The sequence below is a fragment of the Paenarthrobacter sp. 22069 genome (assembly GCF_052046035.1).
Taxonomy (GTDB): Bacteria; Actinomycetota; Actinomycetes; order Actinomycetales; family Micrococcaceae; genus Arthrobacter.
Genome location: NZ_JBQEQF010000009.1, coordinates 50767 through 73767, shown reverse-complemented (window position 1 = coordinate 73767; position 23001 = coordinate 50767). Strand labels below are relative to the sequence as shown.

General features: G+C 66.2%; 19 protein-coding genes. 7 read left to right on the top strand and 12 right to left on the bottom strand.

The features are described from left to right. Positions 1-80 precede the first annotated feature (80 nt). Entirely contained in the window at positions 81-1334 is a 1254-nt protein-coding gene (locus ACTJK0_RS09265; RefSeq protein ID WP_440744955.1) for an APC family permease, read from the top strand. Positions 1335-1343: 9 nt separating this feature from the next. Here the strand turns inward: ACTJK0_RS09265 and hisS are convergent, their stop codons facing one another. Next, positions 1344-2714 (bottom strand): histidine--tRNA ligase, encoded by a 1371-nt coding sequence (gene hisS, locus ACTJK0_RS09260; protein ID WP_440744954.1) that lies wholly within the window; start codon positions 2712-2714, stop codon positions 1344-1346. Between the two features lie 233 nt (positions 2715-2947). Here hisS and ACTJK0_RS09255 point away from each other — a divergent pair, with 233 nt between their 5' ends. From ACTJK0_RS09255 to ACTJK0_RS09245, 3 genes are all read left to right on the top strand, one after another. Further along, positions 2948-3766 carry a peptidylprolyl isomerase gene (locus ACTJK0_RS09255; RefSeq protein WP_440744953.1) on the top strand — a complete coding sequence of 273 codons (819 nt, stop codon included), beginning with the start codon at positions 2948-2950 and terminating at the stop codon, positions 3764-3766. 67 nt (positions 3767-3833) lie between these two features. After that, entirely contained in the window at positions 3834-5381 is a 1548-nt protein-coding gene (locus tag ACTJK0_RS09250; protein WP_110540758.1) for a DUF349 domain-containing protein, read from the top strand. Positions 5382-5481: 100 nt separating this feature from the next. After that, positions 5482-6255 (top strand): hypothetical protein, encoded by a 774-nt coding sequence (locus ACTJK0_RS09245; protein ID WP_146228540.1) that lies wholly within the window; start codon positions 5482-5484, stop codon positions 6253-6255. Here the strand turns inward: ACTJK0_RS09245 and ACTJK0_RS09240 are convergent. From ACTJK0_RS09240 to pdxT, 9 genes are all read right to left on the bottom strand, one after another. Beyond that, positions 6136-8526: a RelA/SpoT family protein gene (locus tag ACTJK0_RS09240; protein ID WP_110540759.1), complete on the bottom strand. Its 2391-nt coding sequence runs from the start codon at positions 8524-8526 to the stop codon at positions 6136-6138. The two genes, ACTJK0_RS09245 and ACTJK0_RS09240, sit on opposite strands and share 120 nt — an antisense overlap. Positions 8527-8675: 149 nt before the next feature. Next, positions 8676-9692 carry a protein translocase subunit SecF gene (gene secF, locus ACTJK0_RS09235; RefSeq protein WP_110540760.1) on the bottom strand — a complete coding sequence of 339 codons (1017 nt, stop codon included), beginning with the start codon at positions 9690-9692 and terminating at the stop codon, positions 8676-8678. Continuing rightward, the gene (secD, locus tag ACTJK0_RS09230) at positions 9692-11449 is read right to left on the bottom strand and encodes a protein translocase subunit SecD (protein ID WP_440744952.1); all 1758 of its coding nucleotides are present in this window, start codon (positions 11447-11449) and stop codon (positions 9692-9694) included. The genes secF and secD overlap by 1 nt, the downstream gene beginning before the upstream one ends. A 100-nt stretch (positions 11450-11549) precedes the next feature. Continuing rightward, positions 11550-11957 (bottom strand): preprotein translocase subunit YajC, encoded by a 408-nt coding sequence (gene yajC / locus ACTJK0_RS09225; RefSeq protein WP_110540762.1) that lies wholly within the window; start codon positions 11955-11957, stop codon positions 11550-11552. Between the two features lie 211 nt (positions 11958-12168). Next, on the bottom strand, positions 12169-13254 hold the full coding sequence (ruvB, locus tag ACTJK0_RS09220; protein ID WP_110540763.1) for a Holliday junction branch migration DNA helicase RuvB: 1086 nt from the start codon (positions 13252-13254) through the stop codon (positions 12169-12171). Further along, positions 13247-13891 (bottom strand): Holliday junction branch migration protein RuvA, encoded by a 645-nt coding sequence (ruvA, locus tag ACTJK0_RS09215; protein ID WP_440744951.1) that lies wholly within the window; start codon positions 13889-13891, stop codon positions 13247-13249. Before ruvA ends, ruvB begins: the two co-directional genes overlap by 8 nt. A gap of 90 nt (positions 13892-13981) precedes the next feature. Further along, positions 13982-14560: a crossover junction endodeoxyribonuclease RuvC gene (gene ruvC, locus ACTJK0_RS09210; protein WP_110540765.1), complete on the bottom strand. Its 579-nt coding sequence runs from the start codon at positions 14558-14560 to the stop codon at positions 13982-13984. A 65-nt stretch (positions 14561-14625) separates the two neighbouring features. Then, positions 14626-15381, bottom strand: coding sequence for a YebC/PmpR family DNA-binding transcriptional regulator (locus ACTJK0_RS09205; protein ID WP_440744950.1), 756 nt, complete (start codon positions 15379-15381; stop codon positions 14626-14628). A gap of 3 nt (positions 15382-15384) precedes the next feature. Next, a complete protein-coding gene (gene pdxT / locus ACTJK0_RS09200) occupies positions 15385-16095 on the bottom strand; it encodes a pyridoxal 5'-phosphate synthase glutaminase subunit PdxT (RefSeq protein WP_440744949.1) in 711 nt (236 codons plus the stop codon). Between the two features lie 91 nt (positions 16096-16186). Between pdxT and ACTJK0_RS09195 the strand changes: the two genes are divergently transcribed. Both ACTJK0_RS09195 and ACTJK0_RS09190 read left to right on the top strand, forming a co-directional pair. Then, a complete protein-coding gene (locus ACTJK0_RS09195; RefSeq protein WP_440744948.1) occupies positions 16187-17479 on the top strand; it encodes a MurT ligase domain-containing protein in 1293 nt (430 codons plus the stop codon). Then, complete coding sequence (locus tag ACTJK0_RS09190; RefSeq protein ID WP_440744947.1) at positions 17476-18228, top strand: type 1 glutamine amidotransferase; 753 nt, start codon at positions 17476-17478, stop codon at positions 18226-18228. The genes ACTJK0_RS09195 and ACTJK0_RS09190 overlap by 4 nt, the downstream gene beginning before the upstream one ends. Before the next feature lie 10 nt (positions 18229-18238). Here the strand turns inward: ACTJK0_RS09190 and ACTJK0_RS09185 are convergent, their stop codons facing one another. Further along, on the bottom strand, positions 18239-19600 hold the full coding sequence (locus tag ACTJK0_RS09185) for a hypothetical protein (RefSeq protein WP_110540770.1): 1362 nt from the start codon (positions 19598-19600) through the stop codon (positions 18239-18241). A 160-nt stretch (positions 19601-19760) separates the two neighbouring features. Between ACTJK0_RS09185 and ACTJK0_RS09180 the strand changes: the two genes are divergently transcribed. Further along, positions 19761-21773, top strand: coding sequence for a M3 family metallopeptidase (locus ACTJK0_RS09180; protein WP_440744946.1), 2013 nt, complete (start codon positions 19761-19763; stop codon positions 21771-21773). A gap of 287 nt (positions 21774-22060) precedes the next feature. Here the strand turns inward: ACTJK0_RS09180 and pdxS are convergent, their stop codons facing one another. Further along, positions 22061-22987, bottom strand: a complete 927-nt coding sequence (pdxS, locus tag ACTJK0_RS09175; RefSeq protein WP_440744945.1) for a pyridoxal 5'-phosphate synthase lyase subunit PdxS — start codon at positions 22985-22987, stop codon at positions 22061-22063. Between the last annotated feature and the right edge of the window lie 14 nt (positions 22988-23001).

Below are 23001 nucleotides of genomic sequence, written 5' to 3'. Positions count from 1 at the left end.
GAAAACAGTGGGAAGTTCAATATGATCGTTGCGGGAACGATCCCGTCCGAGTTTACCCGCTGGAAGAGGAATGCCGCCCCATGAGCGAACCGCAGCAGCTGCAGCGCAGGCTCGGGACCTTTGATGCCACCGCGATCGGACTCGGCTCCATGCTGGGCGCCGGCGTCTTCGTAGTCTTCGCTCCGGCCGCCGCGCTGGCCGGAAATCTGTTGGTCCTGTCAGTGCTCATCGCGGGGGTGGTGGCGTACTGCAACGCCGTGGCCTCTGCCGCCCTCGCCGCCAAGTACCCCACCAGCGGCGGTACCTATGTGTATGGCCGAAACCAACTCGGTGAGTGGCCGGGCTTCCTGGCCGGCTGGGGTTTCGTCACCGGCAAGACGGCGTCCTGCGCGGCCATGGCGTTGACATTCGGCAGCTACGTGGCCCGGGACTATGCGGTCCCGGTTGCTGTGGCCGCCGTCGTGGCGCTCACCGGCGTCAACCTGCTCGGCATCACCCGGACCGCCCTGCTGACTCGGATCCTGCTGTGCATGGTCCTTGCAACGCTGGTGTTCGTTGCCATCGCCGCAGTCCTGGGCCCGCACCCTGCCGCGGCGACAACCGGCACGCAGTCGGGCGGAGCGGCAGGGGTCCTCCCTGCCGCTGGCCTGATGTTCTTTGCCTTTGCCGGTTATGCCCGAATCGCCACGCTTGGCGAAGAGGTCCGGAATCCCGCGCGGACCATCCCGAGGGCCATTTTGGCGGCCTTGGCGGCGGCTTTCTCGATCTACCTGCTGCTGGCGGTACTCCTGCTGGCCCACCTCAGAGAGCGGCTGGCCACTTCCGGGACTCCCCTGCTGGACACCGTATTGGATTCCCGCTTTGCCGCTGCTGCGCCGCTGGTACAGGCGGGCGCTGCCGCCGCCTGCCTGGGCGCCCTCCTCGCCCTCATCACGGGCGTGGGGCGGACCACCCTGGCCATGGCACGGGAACGCGATCTTCCGGGTCCGCTGGCAAGGGTGGGCGGCGCCCGGACTGTCCCGTTCGTGGCGGAACTTGCCGTGGCAGCCGTCGTCATCCTGCTCCTGCTGACCACCAACGTGATGACGGTGGTGGGCTTCTCAAGCTTCGGCGTCCTGATGTACTACGCAGTGGCCAACGCGTCCGCCTTCACCCTCACGACCCATCCAGGCTATGCTCCCCGCTGGCTCAACGCCGCGGGTCTCCTTGGGTGCGTCGTCCTTGCCTTTACCTTGCCGCCGGCGCCGGTCCTGACCATGGCTGCCGTTCTCGCTGCCGGGGTGGCAGGGCGCTGGCTGGTGCTGCGCGTCCGGCGGCACCAGCCCAAGCTTTAAGTTCCCGCGCTATAGGGAGGCTGCTGCGGAAGCGGTTGTTTCCACCTGCACCGTCAGGTCCTCCAGCGGCGGCATCCAGGTTTCGGGGGCCGCCAGCACCTGTTCTCCGGTGCGGATGTCCTTCACCTGGTGGATTCCGTCCTCGTCGGTGAACCAGACGAACGGGATCCCCCGCCGGTCCGCGAACTTGATCTGCTTGCCGAACTTCTCGGCCTTGGCCGCCACTTCGGTGGGAATGCCCCGGCTGCGCAGCAGGGCGGCTACGTCCTGGGCGCCGCCCCAGCTGTCGTCGTGGTTCAGGGCCACCAGTACGGTGGTGGGAACCGAACGGGAGGCTTTGGCCAGCTCCTGGCTCAGGATCCGGGACACCAGACGGGTGACGCCGATCGACAGCCCAACGCCCGGGAATTTCCGGTTGCCCTTGGACGCCAGGGCGTCGTACCGGCCGCCGGAGCAGATTGACCCGAGCTGTTCGTGGCCCACCAGCACGGTTTCCACCACAGTGCCGGTGTAGTAGTCCAGGCCGCGGGCGATGCTGAGGTCTGCCAGGACTTTGCCGGGAGCCCGCTGCACGGCCGCGTCGATGACCTGCTCCAGTTCGTCCAGGCCTTCATCCAGGAGTTCGTCGCTGACGCCCAGGGCGCGGACCTGCGCCACGAAGGACGTGTCTTCGGTGCGGATGGCTGCAAGCTGCAGCGCCTTCGCGGCCTGGTCATCAGTAGCGCCCAGTTCGGTCTTCAGCAGTTCGGCCACCTTTGCGGGACCGATTTTTTCAAGCTTGTCGATGCTGCGCAGCACGCCTGCGGTGTCATCGAGGCCGATGCCGCGGTAAAAGCCTTCGGCAAGCTTGCGGTTGTTGATCCGGAGGCGGAAGTCGGGGATGGGCAGGGCGCTGAGGGCCTCGGCGATGACCAGCGCAATCTCAACGTCGTAACGGAACGGAAGCTCGCCGTCGCCCACCACGTCGATATCCGCCTGCGTGAACTCGCGTGCCCGGCCCTCCTGCGGCCGCTCGCCGCGCCACACCTTCTGGATCTGGTAGCGGCGGAAAGGGAACGCCAGGTAGCCGGCGTTCTCCACCACGTAGCGGGCAAACGGTACCGTCAGGTCAAAATGCAGGGCCAGTGCGTTGGGGTCCGCTTTGCCGCCCTTAACCGGGTTGTCGCTTTCATCCTCCTGGAGCCGGCTGAGTCCGTAGACTTCCTTGTCAATCTCCCCCTTGCGCAGCAACTGGCCAACGGTTTCCACCGCCCGGGTTTCGATCGAGGCAAACCCGTGCAGTTCGAACACTCGGCGCAACGTATCGAGCACGTGCAGCTCCACCATCCGCTCCTCGGGAAGCCACTCGGGGAATCCGGACAGGGAGGCGGTGCGTGCCATGGGAAAGGTTCTCCTTAAGGGGATGGACGGCGCGCCGAAGCTGCCTGCCGCAACCCCTTCAGAGGCAACGTACGGCGGCAGCACAGCCAGCCATGCATAAACTATGTGCGGCAGCCAGTTTATGCGTCATCCGTGTGCATCTCTAATGCGGCGGACACGCACAGCCTGGCCCTGAAGACCTGCGCCCTGCGGCCGACCGCCGGGCACCAGCAGCCCGACGATGAGGAGGACCCTTGGCGGCCAGTTCACGCAGTGCACGCGAAGCGAAGCGGCGCATCCAGCAGATGGAAGCCAAGCGTGAGTTCCGGCGCGCCCAGGAGAAGCGGCGGAAGCGGGACAACCTGATCGCCGCGGGTGCCGGAAGCGCCGCCGTGGTCCTCGCCGTCGTCCTCCAGCTCACTGCGTTCGCCGGGAATCCCACTGAAGCCGAATATGCAGCCGCGCAGGCGGGCCTGACCGAACCTTCGGCCAGCGCAAGTGCCTCCGCCACGCCCTCTGCGCCGCCGACCAACGGGCCCAACATTCCCTCGGCTGACACCGCTGCCGGCAAGACGTTCACGGGTGAGCTGGTGCTGAATGGCAGCCCGCTGGGCGTTGAAGTGGACGGCACCAAGGCGCCGCAGGCTGCCGCGGTTTTCAAGTCCCTCAGCGATGAAGGCTACTTCAAGGGCAAGACATGCCACCGGCTTACCACTGCCGACCAGTTCGGCGTCCTGCAGTGCGGCTCGCCCAATGGAGACGGGCAGGGCGACCCCGCCTACACCTGGGGTCCGCTGGAAAACACGCCGGCTGACAACACCTATCCGGCGGGGACCATCGCCGTAGCCCGTACCGGGAACAACGCGTATGGCAACGGGACCCAGTTCTTCATCGTGTACAAGGACACCGTCATCCCTCCGGACGCGGCCGGTGGCTACACCGTGGTGGGAAAGGTGACGTCAGGGCTTGATGTCGTGACCGGCATTGCTGCCGCGGGCATCACTCCTGGCAGCAGCGACACGGACGGCGCGCCAAAACAACCAGTCACGATAGACTCGTTTTCTCTGAAGTAGGAAGCCGGGCCGCACAGGCCACGGTGCAGTACGTGAGTATTTCCCTCCAAGCGAAAGACTTTTAGCGGTGACAGACAGTCAGAAATCCGACGAAACAGCCACAGGCGTGACCGAAACGGCAGTACCGGAAGCTACGGAAGCAGTACCCGACGCTGCAGGAAACGACGGAACCGGCGCGCAGGAGTCTGCAGCCCCCCAGGAGTCCGCGGAAACGCCCGCTGCTGCCCCTGCATCTGCACCGGCAACCCCGGCTGCTCCGGCCCCGCGGCCGTCTGCCCCGTCGCCCGCCGCCTTCGCATCGCGCCCCAAGCCCGCTGCCGCCGCGCCCGCGGCCACCCCGGCTCCCGCTGCCCCGGGCACTTCCGTCGCCGAGGCGTCCAAGTGGGGCCGCGTGGAGGGCGACGGCCACGTCTACCTCACCATCGACGGTGGCGAGCACCCCGTGGGGCAATACCCGGGCGTCAGCGACGAAGAGGCACTGATCTACTTCGCGCGGAAGTACGACGACGTCCTCGCCCAGATTGTGCTCCTCGAGCAGCGCGTCAGCTCCAAGGCGCCGAGCACGGATATGCAGAAGACCGTAACGCACCTGCGAGAGCAGCTCGCCGAGCGCAACATGGTGGGCGACCTGCGCGCAGCCGAGGCACGGCTGGACACGCTGTCCGACCAGATTGCTGAGCTTGAAAAGGCCGAAAAGGCCGAGCACGACGCCGTCCGGGCCGCCGAACTGGCAGCACGTGAAGCGATCGTTGCCGAAGCAGAGCAGATCTCCGGCCAGGACCCCACCCAGACGCAGTGGAAGACCTCCAGCGCCCGGATGAACGAGCTCTTCGAAAGCTGGAAGGCAGCCCAGAAGAGCGGTGTTCGCCTGGGTCGCAGCAATGAGGACGCGTTGTGGAAGAGGTTCCGGGCAGCCCGGACCGTGTTCGACCGCCACCGCCGGGCATACTTCTCCCAGCTGGACAGCAACAACTCGGCAGCGAAGGCTGCCAAGGAGAAGCTCATCGCCGAGGCCGAGGCCTTGTCCACGTCTACGGACTGGGGCTTCGCCGCGGGCGAGTACCGCAGGCTCATGGACCAGTGGAAGGCGTCGCCGCGGGCCAGCCGCAAGGACGATGACGCACTGTGGGCACGGTTCCGCGCCGCGCAGGACGTCTTCTTCACGTCGCGCCAGGCCGCCAACGACGAGATCGACCAGGAGTACGCCGCCAATCTCACCGTCAAGGAGGCGTTGCTGGCCGAAGCCAACACAATCCTCCCGGTCAAGGACCTGGCGGCTGCCAAGAAGGCGCTCCAGTCCATCCGCGACCGCTGGGAAGAAGCCGGTAAGGTGCCGCGTGCCGACATGGGCCGGATCGAAGCTGGCCTGCGGAAGGTCGAGGACGCCGTCCGCCACGCCGAGGAAGAGCAGTGGCAGCGGTCCAACCCGGAGCGCAAGGCCCGGACCAACAGTGCACTGTCCCAGCTGGAGTCGGCCATCGCCGGGCTGCAGGAGGACCTGGCCGACGCCGAGAAGACCGGCGACCAGCGCAAGATCAGGGCTGCAAGGGAAGCCCTGGAGGCACGCCAGTCATGGCTCGACCAGATCCAGCGTTCGGCCAGCGAGCTGTCCTGATGCTCCCGTCCTGATGTGACGGCACAGGCCCGGTCCCGGTTATCCACATAACCAGGACCGGGCCTGTCCCTGTTAAGCATGGTCCGGGCAGGATGGAGGCATGGCCTCACCTTCAGTTCCTTCCGCCGCCGGACCCGGCAGGGACGCCTTACTGGCTGCATCCTGGGCGGGGTGCCAGGCAGGGCCGGCGGAGGCGGCCACCCCGCCCCGGTTTCCGGAACTGTACGCGCCTGGCATGCCCTTTGCCGGACCCGAACTGCAGTCCCTGGCAGCGGACGGATTGCTGGCCAGGTTCCATCAGAACGGGTACACCCTTCCCGGGACGCATGCATCCCCGCAGATGCGGGCGAGGGCAGCCGCCGGGGCGGTGCCCGCGGCAATCCGGCAACGGGTGGTCGCTGGACGGATGACTGCGGCATGGATCTACGGCTGCGCCGCGGAACAGGACAGGCTGGCCCTGCTGGTGGACGCCAAACGTAGGGTGTCCAGCCTCCGGAGCACCCGCGGCTGCACCCTGCACGAAGTAAGGCTTGGTCCGTTCGACGTCGTCAGCCTCGGGGGCCTGATGGTAACCAGTCCGCTGCGGACCGCCCTCGATCTTGCCCTGCATGTCGAACCGGAGCGTGCGGTACCCGCTCTGGCCGGACTGTTGGCCCGGCCGCAGCAGGATGTACGGCTGCGGCTGCTGGTACGCGCAGTTGAAGCCAGCCCCCGCGTGCCGCACAAGCGTGCCGCCCTGGCGAAGCTTGCCCTGCTAGCTCCGGCGCTTGTTTCCGGTGGTGCGGTAGACGTCGAAGACACCGTCGATCCTGCGGACGGCGCTCAGGACGTGGCTGAGGTACTTGGGGTCGCCCATCTCGAACGCGAACTTTGAAATTGCCACGCGGTCCGTGGAGGTGTGGACGCTTGCCGCAAGGATGTTCACATGGTTGTCCGACAGGACCCGTGTCACGTCCGAAAGCAGGGATTTACGGTCCAGGGCCTCCACCTGGATTTCCACCAGGAACACGCTCGACTGGGTGGGCGCCCAGTCCACGTCGACGATCCGGTCCGGCTGGTCCTTCAGGTCCGAGATGTTGGTGCAGTCGGTGCGGTGCACGGAAACCCCGGAGCCCCTGGTCACAAAGCCAAGGATCGGATCCGGCGGAACCGGCGTGCAGCAGCGGGCCAGTTTCACCCAGACGTCGCCGACCCCGCGGACCACCACGCCTGAATCCGAGAAGCGGGCCTTGGTGACCTGCGTGGGGATGCTGACTTCCTCGACGTCGTCATCTGCGCTCTCGTTGCCGCCGAGGCTTTCGATGAGCTTCTCCATGACCGACTGGGCCGACGTGTGCCCGTCGCCGACCCCGGCGTAGAGGCCGGAGATGTCCACGTACTTGAATTCCTCGGCGACGGCGGCCAGGGCCTCGTGCGTCATGAGCCGCTGCAGCGGGAGGTTCTGCTTCCGCATGGCGCGGGTCAGCAGCTCCTTGCCGCGGTCAATCGCCTCTTCGCGGCGCTCCTTGCTGAACCACTGGCGGATCTTGTTGCGTGCCCGGGCGCTCTTGACGAAGTGCTGCCAGTCCTGGCTGGGCCCGGCGCCCTCTGCCTTTGAGGTGAAGATTTCCACCCAGTCGCCATGGTTCAGTTCGCTGTTGAGCGGGACCAGCTTGCCGTTGACCCTGGCGCCGATGGTGCGGTGGCCAACCTCGGTATGCACTGCGTAGGCGAAGTCGACGGGCGTTGACCCGGCCGGCAGCGCCATGACTTCACCCTTGGGCGTGAAGACGAATACTTCACGGGCGTTGATTTCAAACCGGAGCGAGTCCAGGAACTCGCCGGGATCGGAGGTTTCCTGCTGCCAGTCCACCAGGGACCGCAGCCAGCCCATGTCGCCGTCGCGGGGGCTTCCCGGACCCACGGCGGTGCGGTTGGGCTGGTCCTTGTATTTCCAGTGCGCAGCCACACCGTATTCCGCCCGGCGGTGCATCTCGTGGGTGCGGATCTGGATTTCCACCGGTTTGCCGCCGGGACCAATCACGGTGGTGTGCAGCGATTGGTACATGTTGAACTTGGGCATCGCGATGTAATCCTTGAACCTGCCGGGCAGCGGATTCCAGCGTGAATGCATGATGCCCAGGGCGGCGTAGCAGTCCCGGACGGAGTCCACGAGGACGCGGACACCCATGAGGTCGTTGATGTCGTCGAAGTCCTTGTCGCGGACGATCATCTTTTGGTAGATGGAGTAGTAGTGCTTGGGCCTGCCGGTAATGGTGGCCTTTATCCGTGCACCGCGCAGGTCTTCGGTGATCTGGTCGCGGATGACGCCCAGGCTCTTCTCCCGCTCAGGGGTCCGGTCCCCCACCATCCGGACGATCTCTTCGTAGACCTTGGGGTACAGTGCCGCGAACGAGAGATCTTCAAGTTCCCATTTGATGGTGTTCATGCCCAGGCGGTGGGCGAGCGGAGCGAAAATCTCCAGGGTTTCGCGGGCCTTGCGGGCAGACGATTCCGCCGACACGAAGCGCCATGTCCGGGCGTTGTGCAACCGGTCGGCCAGCTTGATCATCAGGACGCGGATGTCCTTGGCCATGGCTACGACCATTTTGCGGACTGTTTCGGACTGGGCGGCCTCGCCGAAGCTGACTTTGTCGAGCTTGGTCACGCCGTCGACCAGCATGGCCACTTCAGGTCCGAAGTCCCGCTTCAGGTCTGCGAGGGTGTAGGGGGTGTCCTCAACGGTGTCGTGCAGCAGTGCTGCCGCGAGGGTGGTTCCGCTGAGGCCCAGTTCGGCCAGGATGGTCGCCACGGCAACGGGGTGCGTGATGTAGGGGTCCCCGCTCTTGCGCTTTTGCCCGCGGTGGCTGCGCTCAGCGACATCGAAGGCGCGCTGGATGAGGTCGAAGTCCTCTTTGGGGTTGTTGGCGCGGACGGTCCGCAGGAGCGGCTCCAGGATGGGTGAGTAGGTGGTGGTTCCGCGTCCGGTCAGGCGCGCCAGCCGGGACCGGGTGCGCTCCCGGCGGCCCGGAAACGTGGCCCGCGATCCTGAATTGTCGACAGGGACCAGGGATCCAGGGCGCGCAGGCGTAGCCGCACCGGCCTGTACGCCGGCAGGACTCTTATCTTCCTGTGCCGTTGGCGCCGACGCCGAACGTTCTTCCAATGAAGCACCCCTCACACCGTCTTAATTACCTCAGTCTATTCCTCACGGCACCCACTTTTATAACCGGGCCGGAACGGCCAACGGCCGGGCGACGCGAAAGATGCGTCACCCGGCCGTTGTACGTTTTTGGCTCCCCGGCAGCCCGTCCGTCAGGCCTTGGCCGGCGAGGCGGGAACTGCCTTGTCCGCGGACCCGGCGCGGCGTTGCTGGACGCGCCGCGCCTGCTTGACAAGGTCAGGTTCGCCCTGGCGCAGCCAGGCATACATGGGGGCTGCCACGAAGATGGTGGCCGCCGTACCGATCAGGATCCCGACAAACAGTGCCAGGGACAGGTCGCGCAGGGTCCCGGCGCCAAGGAGGCCGGCACCGATGAAGAGGATGGCCCCCACCGGGAGAATGGCCACCATCATGGTGTTGATTGAACGCACCAGCGTCTGGTTGACGGCGAGGTTGACTTCCTCCGCGAATGTCCGGCGCGTGGACGCATCGATCCCGGAGGTGTTTTCCCGGATCTTGTCGAAGACCACCACGGTGTCATACAGCGAATAGCTGAGGACGGTGAGGAAGCCGATGATCGCCGACGGCGTGACCTCGAAGTCACTAAGGGCGTAAACTCCGGCGGTGATGAACATCGTCACGGCCATGCCGGCAAGCGCTGAAAGGGACATCTTCCAGGTGCGGAAGTACAGGGCCATCAGCAGGGCCGCCAGCAGCACGAACACCGCCAGGCCGATCAGGGCCTGCTTGGTCACGTCGGCGCCCCAGGTAGGACCGACGAAGGTGGAGGTGACCTCGTTGTCCGTGACGCCGTAGGCACCGGTGAGGCCCTGCTTGATGCGGAGCGTCTCGTCGTCGGTCAGCTTGTCCGTCTGGATGCGCATGGTGTTGCCCGCGACGTTCGCCACGCGTGGCACGCTCCCGGAGACAACGTCCGTGACAGCCTTCTCGCCGATTCCGGCATCCGTGGTCTTGACGTTGGACACCGTGAATTCGGAACCGCCGCGGAACTCGATGCCGAGATTGAAGCCGCCCTTTGCCAGCGGGATGATGATGGCCAGCGCCACCCCCACCGCGGCGATGATGAACCAGATCTTCTTGGCGCCGACGAAGTCGTAGGAGCGCTTTCCGGTGTAGAGCTCGTTGCCGAATGTGGCGAAGCCTGACATTACTTGTTCTCCTTACCGGATGTCTTGGACGAGCCGGCCAGCTGTTCCTGCTTTTCCGCCATGCGCCGTTCCGCGATCGTCATGCGGCGTTCGGCCTCGGCCGCGGCGCCTGCGTTCTTGGTGCGGACGGCCACGGGCCGGTCCTCCGGAGTGCGGACGCGTCCGGCACCGCGGTACAGCGGCACGGCACCCAGCCGTTCGGGATCCAGTCCGGAGAATTTGTGGCCTTCACCGAAGAACCGGGTGCGGGCCAGCATCTGCAGCGTGGGGTGCGTGAACATGAACACCACGATCAGGTCGGCAATGGCTGTCAGGCCCAGCGTGAATGCGAAACCACGGACGTTGCCCACCGCCACGAAGTAGAGGACGAGTGCAGCCAGGAGGTTGACGGCCTTGGAGGCGAGGACGGTGCGTTTGGCGCGCTTCCAGCCGTTTTCGACGGCGGACACCAGGCCGCGGCCTTCACGGAGCTCATCACGGATGCGTTCGAAGTAGACGATGAACGAGTCTGCAGTCTGGCCGATGGCCACGATGATGCCGGCCACGCCTGCCAGGGACAGGCGGTAGTTTTCGGTCCAGCCCAGAATCGCGATGGCGAGGTAGGTCAGGGCACCGGCCACCACCAGCGAGGCAATGGTAACAAACCCGAGGGCACGGTATTGGAAGAGCGAGTAGACCACCACGAGCAGGAGTCCGATCAGGCCCGCCAGCAGGCCCATGCGCAGCTGTTCGCCACCAAGCGTTGCGGAAATCTGCTGTTCGCTCTGGATGTCGAAGCTGATGGGCAGGGCGCCGAACTTCAGCTGGTCCGAGAGGGCCTTGGCGGTCTTCTCGGTGAAGCCGCCGGTGATCTGCGGACGGCCGTCGGTAATCACGGCCAGCGCACGGGGCGCGGAAATGACCCGGTCGTCCAGCACGATGGCGAACTGGGCCTTGGGGTCGGTGCCCGACTCGCCGCCCGCCGCCACGTAGAACTGGTTCAGGCGCTCGGTGACCTCTTTGAACTTGGCCGTGCCGTCGGCGTCGAACTGGATGTTGACGGCCCAGTCATTGGTGACCGCACCCTGTGCACCCTGCTGCAGCTGGAAGGAGGAGGTCACGATGTTGCTGCCCTTCACCTCCACCGGACCAAGGATGTACTTGATGGCCGGGGACTTGTCGGTGGCAGGTTCGCAGGTCACCAGCGGCTTGGCCGGATCCGAGCGTTCGGACTTTTCCGCCGCGGCGCTGTTGCAGTCCAGAGCCTCGAACTGCTTGTAGATCCCCGGGGTGATCCAGTTGGTGTCGCTGCTGTTGGCCGGCGCGGCGGTCGGCTTGGGCAGCTGGTCTTCGGGGGTCTGGGATTCCGGCGGAACAGCCGCGCCGTCACCGTTGAGGAGGACGGGCCGGAAATTCATGTCCGCAGACGCCTGGATCAGGTTCCGGGTTTCGGCGGAGGGGGTGCCCGGGAGGCTGACCACCACGTTGCGCCCTGACTGGGTGCTGATTTCCGCTTCCGAGACGCCGGAGCCGTCAACGCGCTGGCGGATGATCGCCACAGCCTGGTTAAGCTGCTGTTCGTTGATGTCCGAACCGCCCTCAACCTTTGGAGCCAGGATCATCTGGGTTCCACCCTCGAGGTCGAGGGCCAGTTTAGGTGCCCAGCTGGCCTGCCCGGCGATGGTTCCGCCAGCCAGGACGGCGGTGAGCGCTGCCAGGAGTACACCGAGCCATACCAGGACGCGGAGCCCTGGTTTTTTGCGGCCAGTTCGTGCCATTGTCGATCTTTCTCTTATTCGCGGAGGAACCGCCGGCACGGGCTTCTGCCTGCGCCGGCGGTGGTCCGCAGCGGTAGAGGGAGGAAAGGGGCCAGCGGGCCTAGCTGTCCTTCTTGCCCTCGTCGTTGAGGCGCTTCAGGGTTTCTTCAGGAGTCTCGACGCCGGCGGCGTTGCTCCCGGCCTCCGGAGTGGTGAGCGAGGACGCGTCGTCCGGCACCACGGGCGAAGCGGCGGCCGGTTCGGCTGCGGCCACCGCTGCAGGCTCGATGACCTTGGTGACGGCCTGGCGGTGCACGCTGGCGAGGGTGCCGGGGGAAAGCTCAAGGGTGACCTTGTTCTCGGCTTCGTCGATGTCCACGATGCGGCCGAAGAGGCCAAAGCTGGTCATGACCTCCACGCCCGGGCCAAACTTCGACTGGAGCTCTGCCTGCTGCTGCTGCGTCTTCTTGTTGCGGCGGAACATCATGAAGATGAACACGCCGAGCATGACGAACAGGAGAATTGACATTGGATCCAAGGGGGAATTCCGTTCTTTAGCATGGTGAAGCTGGTTTACCAGCGACGTCGGCTTCGCTTCGGCCGGGGTGGGCTGGTGGCGCAGGCACAAAGCCCTGCATGCCGTTCCCCAAGCGACGGGGGCATCGGGGCCACCCGCGAAACAAAGACCCGAACGTGCCGGGCGTCATACCAGTCTAAAGGGAAAAGCTGAAGGGAGCCTGCTATTGGCCTTCCGGGGCCCAGTCCCCCGCAAGGGAGTCATCCCCGACAGGTTCGAAAAGGTCCAACGGCTCCTGCGCGAAGCTACCCGCGGGGATGGCGTAACCCAGATGTGTCCACGCCGGCGCCAGCGCAATCCGGCCGCGGGGCGTGCGGCCCAGCAGGCCCTCCCGGACCAGGAAGGGCTCTGCAACTGTTTCCACCGTTTCGGTCTCTTCTCCGACAGCGATGGCAAGGGTGGAAAGACCCACCGGGCCGCCGCCGAATTTCGTGATGAGGGCGTCCAGGACGGCCCGGTCCAGCCGGTCCAGCCCCTTCTTGTCCACTTCGTACATGTCCAGGGCGGCGGACGCGGCCCTGGCATCAATCTGTTCCACCCCGTGCACCAGGGCCCAATCCCGGACGCGGCGCAGCAGCCGGTTGGCGATGCGGGGAGTACCGCGGGAACGCCCCGCGATTTCGGCGAACCCGGCGGAGTTGACCTTCAGGTCCAGCAGTCCCGCTGAGCGCCGCAGGACCAGCTCCAGCTCGGGGACGGAGTAGAACTCAAGGTGCCCCGTGAATCCGAACCGGTCACGCAGCGGGCCCGGCAGCAGCCCGGCACGGGTGGTGGCGCCCACGAGGGTAAACGGGGGCAGCTCCAGCGGGATGGCGGTGGCCCCGGCGCCCTTGCCCACCACGATGTCGACGCGGAAGTCCTCCATGGCCATGTACAGCATCTCTTCGGCCGGCCGGGACATCCGGTGGATTTCATCGAGGAACAGGACCTCACCCTCGGACAGGGAGGACAGGATGGCGGCGAGGTCCCCTGCGTGCTGGATGGCCGGTCCGCTGCTAAGACGCAGCGGAGCGTTCATCTCTGCCGCAACGATCATTGCCAGGGTGGTTTTCCCGAGGCCGGGAGGACCGGAGAACAGCACGTGGTCCGCCGTGCGCCCGCGCATCCTGGAGGCCTGGAGCACGAGCGACAACTGCTTGCGCACCCGGTGCTGGCCCACGAAATCGTCGAGGTTCTTCGGCCGGAGCGCCGCCTCGATGGCCCGCTCCTCCGGTTCCTCCCCAGCGGCAACCACTGAAGGTTCAGCCACGGCTGCCTACGCGGTTGCCGGCACGCGCGCCGTCTTGGCCCAGCCACCGCAGGGTGGTGCGCAGGATCTCGGCCACGTTGCCCCGGAAGGAAACTTCCGGCTCGTCGGCCAGGGCTTTGTCGATGCTGGCGGAGGCGTCCTTCTCGGACCAGCCCAGACTGGTCATCGCGGCCACCACCTGGGGCTTCCAAGCGGCCTCGGCAGGGGTGGCGGCACCGGCAGGTGCGGTGGTTCCGTGCGGAACCAGCTTTCCGGCAAGCTCCAACACGATCCTGCCGGCCACCTTGGGCCCGATGCCGGGAACCTTGGTGAAGGTCTTGCTGTCCTCTGTATGGGCCGCAACCCTGATCGCCTCGGGATCGTGGACGGCCAGGACAGCAAGGGCAAGACGTGGGCCGACCCCGCTGACACTCAGCAGGACGTCGAAGACCTCGCGTTCGTCGTCGGATGCAAAACCAAAAAGGGTGAGCGAATCCTCCCGGACAATCAGGGACGTGAACAGCTGGCCCTCGTCACCCACGCGCAGCCGGCTCAACGTCTGCGGGGTGGCGTTGACGCTCATCCCGGCACCATTGAGGTCGATCACGGCCGTTGACAGGCCAACGTGCGCTACGGTTCCGCGGAGGAAACTGATCAAGGCCGGGCTCCCGTTGTACTGCGGGCCTCAAGCGTGAGAGCCCGGCTATCCGAACATATCTACGAATACCCTAGCAAGCGGCAAGGATAATCAGCGCGCGCGGCGCGCCTTGGCCTCGGCTTCGGCCCATGCCCGCTGGGCGGGTGTGAGGGATGAACTGCCGGGGCCGGTCGTGGCCACGGCCGCCCCGCTTCCGGCCCGCCACGCGTGCGTGATGGCCAATGCCAGGGCATCTGCCGCGTCGGCAGGGCGGGGCGGAGCATCCAGCCGCAGGATTTTGGTGACCAGCTTGGTGACGGCGTCCTTGTTGGAGGACCCACTGCCGGTGACCGCGGCCTTGACTTCCGACGGCGTGTGCAGCGCTACCGGGATACCCCGCCGTGCCGCCGCCGCAATGACCACACCGGACGCCTGGGCCACGCCCATCACCGTGCTGACATTGAGCTGGGAGAAGACACGTTCGACGGCGAGGACGTCCGGTTCGTAGCGGTCCAGCCACTCGTCGATGGCGGTGGCGATCACCAGCAGGCGCCGGTCAAGGGTCTCGTCCGGGGACGTGCCCACCACGCCCACAGCCACCATGCTGGCCCGCCGGTTCCGCTCGACGTCCACCACGCCAATGCCGCAACGGGTCAGGCCGGGATCAACGCCGAGAACCCGCAGGGTCACTTCTGCCCCGCTGCGGCCACGCGACGCTGCTTCAACTCCGGCGGGCTAGCTGGCAAGGCGGGAGATCACTCGGATTCCAGGGCAGCCTGGACTTCGTCGCTGAGGTCGGCGTTGCTGTAGACGTTCTGGACGTCGTCAAGGTCCTCCAGGGCGTCGGCCAGCTTCAGGAACTTCCGGGCGCCGTCGACGTCCAGCTCTACCTGCATGGAGGGCACGAACTCCACCTCGTCGGTGTCGTACTCTATGCCGGCTTCCTTGAGCGCCTCGCGGATGGCCGGCAGGTCGCCCGGTTCCGAGTGGATCTCGAAGCTGTCGCCGTTGTCCTTTACTTCCTCCGCGCCCGCCTCAAGGACGGCCATCAGGACGTCGTCCTCGCTCAGGCCGTTCTTGGGCAGGTTGACGACGCCCTTGCGGGTGAAGAGGTAGCTCACGGAGCCGGGGTCGGCGATGGTGCCGCCGTTCCGGGAGATGGCCAGGCGGACTTCGGAGGCCGCACGGTTCTTGTTGTCAGTGAGGCACTCGATCAGGAGGGCTGAGCCCTGGGGCCCGCGGGCCTCGTACATGATTTCGGTGTAGTCCACCACTTCGCCGGTGAGGCCGGCGCCGCGCTTGATGGCGCGGTCGATGTTGTCGTTGGGAACCGAGGTCTTCTTGGCCTTGGTCACGGCAAGTTCCAGGCCGGGGTTGCCGGCGAGGTCCGGTCCGCCCATCCGGGCGGCAACTTCGATGTTCTTGATCAGCTTGGCGAACGACTTTGCGCGGCGGCTGTCAATGATCGCCTTTTTGTGCTTGGTCGTCGCCCATTTGGAGTGGCCTGACATGCTTTACGCTTCTCCTCTGATCATTCGGATAAAAAGTTCGTGTACGCGTTTCTCGCCGGTCACTTCCGGATGGAAGGAGGTGGCCAGCAGCTGGCCTAAACGCACTGCCACAATTCTAGCCGTCCCCGGCAGCGGGGCGGCGTGCGATGCATGGCCGGGGTCTGCCGGTTCCACCTGGGCCAGGACCTCCACGTCCGGACCCACCCGTTCCACCCAGGGGCCCCGGATGAAGACGGCGTGCACGGGTTCGACGCCGGATTCGGTGGCGCTGAAGTCCAGGCCCTTGAAGTCGAGGTCGGTTTCGAAGGATTCGCGCTGCCGGCCAAAGGCATTGCGGCGGACCGTGATGTCCAGCCCGCCGAACGTCTGCTGCGGCGCCCCGGACAGATCTGTCGCCGGATCGGCGATGTCCGCGGCCAGCAGGATCATGCCGGCGCAGGAGCCGTAGACGGGCAGGCCCTCGGCGATGTACTTGCGGAGGGGGTCCGCGAGTTCGAAGGCACGGGCCAGCTTGTCGATGGTGGTGGACTCGCCGCCGGGGATGATGAGGCCGTCCAGGCCGTCCAGCTCTTCCGGGCGGCGGACAGCCACGCCGTGCGCGCCGGTGGCTTCCGCGGCACGCAGGTGCTCGCGGAAGTCTCCCTGGAGGGCCAGGACACCGACCCGAAGGCCTGAGCCCACGCTCGCAGCGGCGGCAGAAGGGGGATTTGTCATCCCTCCAGCATACGGGTCCTGCTCCGCCGGCTCATGCGCCGGAGCGGTCCCCGGCAAAGGTTGCATGCCGCTGCTGGGATATATTCAAAACATGGTCTTCTTCAGTGTTCCGCTCGGCAAGCTGGTCCGCGGGGTGTCCCGGCTGCGGGGCGGCGGGTCCGCACTTCCCGGCCTGGTGGTCGAAAAAATCGATCCCGGCTTCATGCGGCGTACGCTGACCACGCTGCCGCATGGGGTTGCCGTGGTCAGCGGCACGAACGGCAAAACCACCACCACCAAAATGGTGGTTGAGCTGCTGGAAAGCCAGGGCCTGAAGGTCTTCACCAACCGCACCGGCAGCAATTTCACGCGTGGCGTGGCGGCAGCCCTCCTGGGCGAGGTGGACTGGCGCGGCAGGCTGGACGCGGATGTTGCCGTCCTGGAACTCGACGAAGCCCACGCCGTCCATTTCGTGAACAGCGTCCCGCCCCGGTACTGTCTGCTCCTCAACGTGCTTCGCGACCAACTGGACCGCTTCGGTGAGATCGATAAGACCGCACAGCTGCTGCAGCACATTGCCGCCAAGACCACGGGAACGGTGGTGCTGAACCGGGAGGACCCGCGGGTTGCGCGGATCGCGGACACGCTGACGGGACAGGACGTCAGGTACTTCGGCCTGGACGATTCCCTGCTGGCGACCTTTCCGAACGATGACGAGATGCGGGCCGCTCCGGGCAGCCCAGCGCCGGGGGGCCTGCCCGCAAAGCCGGCTGCCGACGTCGTACTTCGCAAAGTCGGCGCGGACAGCGCTGAATTTGAATACGACGGCCGTACGGTGACCACGGCGATGAAGCTGCGCGGCGTGTACAACATCTTCAACGCAGCTGCCGCGCTGACGCTGGCCCGCAGCATCTGTGGTGGAGGCGCCGCCGCCACCAACCATGAGACCCTGCTGCATGCGCTCTCCCAGGTGGCTCCCGCTTTCGGCCGCGGCGAAAGCCTGACGGTGGACGGCCAGCCCCTGGACCTGGTGCTGGTCAAGAACCCCAGCGGTTTCCGCCTGGGACTGAAGTCCTTTCCCGCCGGCGGATACGCCACCATGATTGCCATCAACGACAACTACGCCGACGGCCGGGACATGTCCTGGCTATGGGACGTCGAATTCGATTCGCTCCGCGAGGGCGGGGTGGATACGCTCACCGGGTCCCGGGCCTATGACATGGCACTGCGGCTGCAGTATGACGAAGTCCCCGTCGGGGCCGTGGAGACGGACATCCCGGCAGCCCTTGCTGCCTTCATCAGGGAAGGCCAGGGCAAGCCCAAGCGCATCTTCTGCACCTACACTGCCATGCTCGCCATCCGCCGTGAACTGTCCAAAATCACCACCGTGGAGGTTGTCTCGTGAATCCCGCAGAAGCAACGGACGGCGGAAAGTCCAAGGGCATCATCCGTGTGGTCCAGCTGTACCCGCGGGATATGAACATCTACGGCGACTGGGGCAATGCCCTGGTCCTGCAGCGCCGCATCCAATGGCACGGGTACACCCCCGAACTGCTCGAATACAACGTGGGCGATCCCTTCCCCGCGGACGTGGACATCATCCTCGGCGGCGGCGGGCAGGACAGCGGGCAGCTGGTCATCCAGGACGACCTGCAGGCCCGGGCCGGCGAACTCAAGGAACTGGCCGAGGACGGTGCGCCCATGCTGCTGATCTGCGGCTTGTACCAGCTTTTCGGCCGGTTCTTCAAGACCCGTACCGGCTCCGTGATTCCGGGCATCGGCGTCCTGGACGTGGAAACCCAGGGCACCGATGAGCGGCTGATCGGCAACGTCAAGGTGGCCACCGAGGAATTCGGCGAGGTCCTTGGATACGAAAACCACAGCGGCCAGACGACGCTGGGCAGCGGCGTGCGGCCGCTTGGCACGGTGGCCAAGGGTACGGGCAACAACAGCAGCGACGGTCATGAAGGTGCCCGGTACCGCAACATCGTTGCCAGCTACCTGCACGGCTCCCTGCTGCCCAAGAACCCCGCCATCGCGGACTTCCTCATCCGTACAGCCGCGGAACGCAAGTTCGGCAGCTTCTCCCCCGGCACCCCTGACGACACCTATGCCGTCCTGGCCCGGGAGCACGCGGTGCGCCGCCCCCGCTGACACGCCCGGGTCACCGCCACTGGAAATACTCCCGGTGAATGTTGGCCCTGCGGACACCCGCTGCCCGGAAGGCTTTACGGAACTGCCGCAGCATCGCATCAGGGCCGCCCATGAACACGGACAGCAGCCGGGGCTCGGTACCGGCTGCAGCAAGCACCGCCTCCGGTGTCAGCCGTCCGCCGGCCGCAGTATCCACCCAATGCACCGTGAGCCTGGGCTGGTTCCTGGCGGCGGCGACGATCTCGCCGGCAAAGGGGGACGGACCCGCAGACGTCACGAAGAAGTGGACATCCTCCTGCAGTTCCCGGTCCAGCGCCCTGAGCCAGCTCAGGAAGGGCGTGATGCCCACCCCGCCGGCGATCCATACCTGGTGGGCCGTACCGTGGTGACGGTCAAACCGGCCGTACGGGCCGCCCACCACAGCCGGCATCCCGGGCTGGACCACATCCGGGAGCCTGGTGGTGTGGTCACCCAGGGCCTTGACCGTGATGCTGATCCCGCCTTCCGGTGCGGGCCCCGAAATGGAAAACGGGTGCCGTTGCCAGCCGTCCGCGGTTTCCAGGTACACCATGGCGAACTGGCCGGGCTTGAACTGAAGGGGCCGGCCCAGTGGGCGCAGTGCCACCTCCACCAAATCCGCCGCAACCGGCCGGACCGCCGACACCTGGTAGTCGTGGTGTGGCAGGAAATGCCGAGCCAGCAGTTCCCGGTAGGCATAGAATCCCAATCCAATCCCGCCGATCGCCACGTAGCTCCACCGAAGGGCAGGTGCAGCCTCGAACGCGCTGGCATCGAGCAGGCCATGCAGGAACCCGGCAGCCAGGAAGAGCCCTGTCAGCCGGTGGAAGCCCCGCCACCGTTCATAGCCGCCCAGCAGGCGTGCAGCCAGCTGCACCGGCCGAGTGGCAAGCGACGTCAGGACAACGCGCCGGACGGGGGCGGGAAGCATGGTCCGCCAGCGTGGAAGGATGGCCCACACCACCAGCGCCGCGAGTCCGCAGATGGCCACCACGGCAAGTGTCTTTCCCAGGCTTGTTGCTTCCGGGTTGGAGGCAAGTTCAATATGTGGCAAAAGCAGGATGGTTGCCGTTACCGCTGCCCGGCGGTGCCAGATGGCCGCATGGTCGATGCCGCCAAAGATTGGTTCGACGTGGGGAAGGGTGCTGATCAGGACCATCGCGATCGAGTAGAGCAGCACGGACTCACCGCCGAGGAGCTGCCCCGCATGACCCAGGACCGGTTCGCCCGGCGGACGCACCAGGAACCAGAAAATGCCGTACGCTCCCACCAGCACCACGATGGCGCCCGGGCCCACCCAGCGGTACGGCATTCCCAGGAAGCTGGTTCCCGGCGTCGTGCCCTCTTTGGCCATGCCAGCGTCCTTCCATCGTGCCGATCCGTGCGCCTTCCCTGCTGGAAACCCCCGCGCGGTCCGGGACGGGCCGCATAGCGGCAATTGTAGGGATGCTTGCTGGGAACACGGCCAGTTTCCCTTCGTTGAGAAGGCTGTCCGGCTGTGACAGGTTTAGCCCATGACGAATCCTCTTCTGGCCGCCAGTCCCCTGCCCTACGGCCTTCCTCCCTTCGAAGACCTCACCGTGGAGCAATACCGTGAAGCCTTCGAGGCTGGGCTGTCGGCACATCTGGACGAGATCCGGGCCATCACCGAAAACCCGGAGCCGGCAACGCTCCACAACACGGCCCTCGCCATGGAACGCTCCGGGCAGCTGCTGAACCGGGCGGCTGCCGCGTTCTTCACCCTCGTCTCGGCGGATGCGTCCCCGCAGATCCGGGAACTCGAAACCGAGCTCTCGCCCCGTCTCTCGGCGCACCAGGATGAGGTATTCCTCAACCGGGCGCTGTACGGGCGTTTTGCCGCGCTCAGCACCGACGGTTGCGATCCTGAATCGGCTCGCCTGGTGGAGGAGTACCTCAAAGAGTTCCGGCAGTCCGGCATCCAGCTCGACGAACCGGGCCAGGAGCGGCTTCGCGCCATCAACTCGGAACTGGCCCGCCTGGGCACCGGATTCGGCCAGCGGGTCAAGGAGGGGATGAAGTCCGCCGCCCTCCTGCTCGAGGACGCCGCTGACCTGGCCGGCCTGCCGGCCGGCGACGTGGCCAAGGCCGCGGAAGCAGCCCGTGCCGCCCGGCATGCCAGCGGATACCTGCTCACCCTGGTCCAGCCGGGCAACCAGCCGGCCCTTGCCGCGCTCGAGAAGCGGGATGTCCGACGCCGCCTCTTCGAGGCGTCAGTAGCCCGCGGCACCGGCGGCGGCACCCTGGATGTCCTGGACCTCGCGATCGACCTGGCCAGGCTCCGGGCGGAGAAGGCCCAGCTGCTGGGTTTCGGCAACTACGCGGAACTTGTGGCGGACCGACAGACGGCGCCGGACTTTCAGGCGGTGGGGTCCGTGCTGAACCGGATGGCGCCGGCGGCGATCCGCAACGCAGACGCCGAGGCCCGTGCGTTGGCACAAGTTGCCGGACACCCGCTGGAGCCATGGGACTGGGCTTACTACTCGGCAAAGGTGCAGCGGGAGAAGTACGACGTCGACGAGCAGGCGCTCCGCCCGTACTTCGAACTGGAACGGGTCATTACCGACGGCGTGTTCTTCGCTGCCACAGCGCTGTACGGGATCACTTTCCAGGAGCGGACCGACCTCTACGGCTACCACCCGGATGTCCGCATCTGGGAAGTCCACAATGGGGACGGCACGCAGCTCGGGCTGTTCCTGGGCGACTACTATGCCCGGGAATCGAAGCGGGGCGGCGCCTGGATGAACTCGCTGGTGGACCAGTCCGCGCTGCTGGGCACCCGGCCCGTGGCCATCAACACGCTCAACATTTCCAAGCCTCCGGCCGGTGAGCCGACGCTGCTGACCCTTGATGAACTGCGGACGCTCTTCCACGAGTTCGGCCACGCACTGCATGGCCTGCTCTCTGACGTCACCTATCCCCGCTTCTCCGGCACTGCCGTTCCGCGGGACTTTGTCGAATACCCGTCGCAGGTCAACGAGATGTGGATCATGTGGCCCGAGGTGCTGGCCAACTACGCGCGCCACCACACCACCGGCGAACCGCTTCCCCAGGACGTTGTGGACCGGCTGGAGGAATCCCGGCTCTGGGGTGAAGGCTTTGCCACCACCGAGTACCTGGGTGCCGCCCTGCTGGATCTGGCCTGGCACACCCTGGAGCCGGGCGACGTTCCGGATGATGCCTTGGAGTTTGAGGCAAAGGCCCTGGCCGCGGCAGGGATTGCGCACCCACTGATCCCGCCCCGCTACCGCACGGGCTATTTCCAGCACATCTTCGCCGGCGCCGGCTACGCAGCCGGCTACTACTCGTACATCTGGAGCGAAGTGCTGGACGCGGAGACCGTGGACTGGTTCAAGGAAAACGGAGGCCTCACGAGGGCCAACGGGGAACGCTTCCGCCAGGAGCTCCTCTCCCGCGGCAACAGCCGCGACCCGCTGCAGTCATTCCGCATCCTGAGGGGCCGCGACGCCCGCCTCGAGCCGCTGCTCAAGCGCCGCGGCCTGCAGTAACCCGATCGATTGCTCCGTACATGCCGTTTTGAGGCCTGAAAACGGCGTTTACGGAGCAATCGATTTAAAAAGAACGACGCCGGTCCCCCACCACAGAGGGTGAGGAACCGGCGTCGTCAGTCAACACCGAAAGCAAGGCGCCCACGAGCGACAGGCGGCGATGATCCGGCAGCACGCGTAAAAGGGCCCCCGCGCCCCAGCCAGCTTCTAAGCTGCCAACAAGGCGCGGGGAATAGCGTGCAGAGGATCAGCGCCGCCAGACGCCCCTACAGGACGCGAGGAGCGAGTTACCAGCCGCGCTCGGCGAGGCGGTGCGGCTGGGGGATCTCGTCGACGTTGATGCCCACCATGGCTTCGCCGAGCCCGCGGGAGGCCTTGGCTATGACGTCGGGGTCGTCGTAGAAGGTGGTGGCCTTGACGACGGCGGCGGCGCGCTGGGCGGGGTTGCCGGACTTGAAGATGCCGGAGCCGACGAACACGCCGTCGGCGCCGAGCTGCATCATCATGGCCGCGTCGGCAGGGGTGGCGATGCCGCCTGCGGTGAACAGGACCACGGGGAGCTTGCCTGCTGCGGCAACTTCCTTGACCAGTTCGTACGGGGCCTGCAGTTCCTTGGCCGCGACGTAGAGCTCGTCCTCGGGCAGCGAGGACAGCTTGGCGATCTCGGAGCGGATCTTGCGCATGTGCCCGGTGGCGTTGGAGACGTCGCCGGTGCCGGCCTCGCCCTTGGACCGGATCATGGCCGCGCCCTCGTTGATGCGGCGCAGGGCCTCACCGAGGTTCGTGGCGCCGCAGACGAAGGGAACGGTGAAGTTCCACTTGTCGATGTGGTTGACGTAGTCGGCCGGGGTCAGGACCTCGGACTCGTCGATGTAGTCGACGCCGAGGGACTGCAGGATCTGGGCTTCGACGAAGTGGCCGATCCGGGCCTTGGCCATGACCGGGATGGACACGGCGTCGATGATCTGGTCGATCATGTCCGGATCGGACATCCGGGACACGCCGCCCTGGGCACGGATATCGGCCGGAACGCGTTCCAGCGCCATGACTGCCACGGCACCGGCGTCTTCGGCGATGCGGGCCTGCTCGACATTGACGACGTCCATGATGACGCCGCCCTTGAGCATCTCGGCCATGCCACGCTTCACGCGGCTGCTGCCCGTGACGCTGTTCGCGGACGAACCGGCCTCGTTGCTTACATCAGGTGTAGACACAAAAACCCCTATGG

Coding starts and splice junctions, on each gene's coding strand:
- ACTJK0_RS09195 (WP_440744948.1), top strand. CDS start 16,187: ATGGTCTTCTTCAGTGTTCCGCTCGGCAAGCTGGTCCGCGGGGTGTCC.
- pdxT (WP_440744949.1), bottom strand. CDS start 16,095: ATGACAAATCCCCCTTCTGCCGCCGCTGCGAGCGTGGGCTCAGGCCTT.
- hisS (WP_440744954.1), bottom strand. CDS start 2,714: ATGGCACGCACCGCCTCCCTGTCCGGATTCCCCGAGTGGCTTCCCGAG.
- ACTJK0_RS09185 (WP_110540770.1), bottom strand. CDS start 19,600: ATGGCCAAAGAGGGCACGACGCCGGGAACCAGCTTCCTGGGAATGCCG.
- secD (WP_440744952.1), bottom strand. CDS start 11,449: ATGGCACGAACTGGCCGCAAAAAACCAGGGCTCCGCGTCCTGGTATGG.
- secF (WP_110540760.1), bottom strand. CDS start 9,692: ATGTCAGGCTTCGCCACATTCGGCAACGAGCTCTACACCGGAAAGCGC.
- ACTJK0_RS09205 (WP_440744950.1), bottom strand. CDS start 15,381: ATGTCAGGCCACTCCAAATGGGCGACGACCAAGCACAAAAAGGCGATC.
- ACTJK0_RS09245 (WP_146228540.1), top strand. CDS start 5,482: ATGGCCTCACCTTCAGTTCCTTCCGCCGCCGGACCCGGCAGGGACGCC.
- yajC (WP_110540762.1), bottom strand. CDS start 11,957: ATGTCAATTCTCCTGTTCGTCATGCTCGGCGTGTTCATCTTCATGATG.
- ACTJK0_RS09265 (WP_440744955.1), top strand. CDS start 81: ATGAGCGAACCGCAGCAGCTGCAGCGCAGGCTCGGGACCTTTGATGCC.
- ACTJK0_RS09180 (WP_440744946.1), top strand. CDS start 19,761: ATGACGAATCCTCTTCTGGCCGCCAGTCCCCTGCCCTACGGCCTTCCT.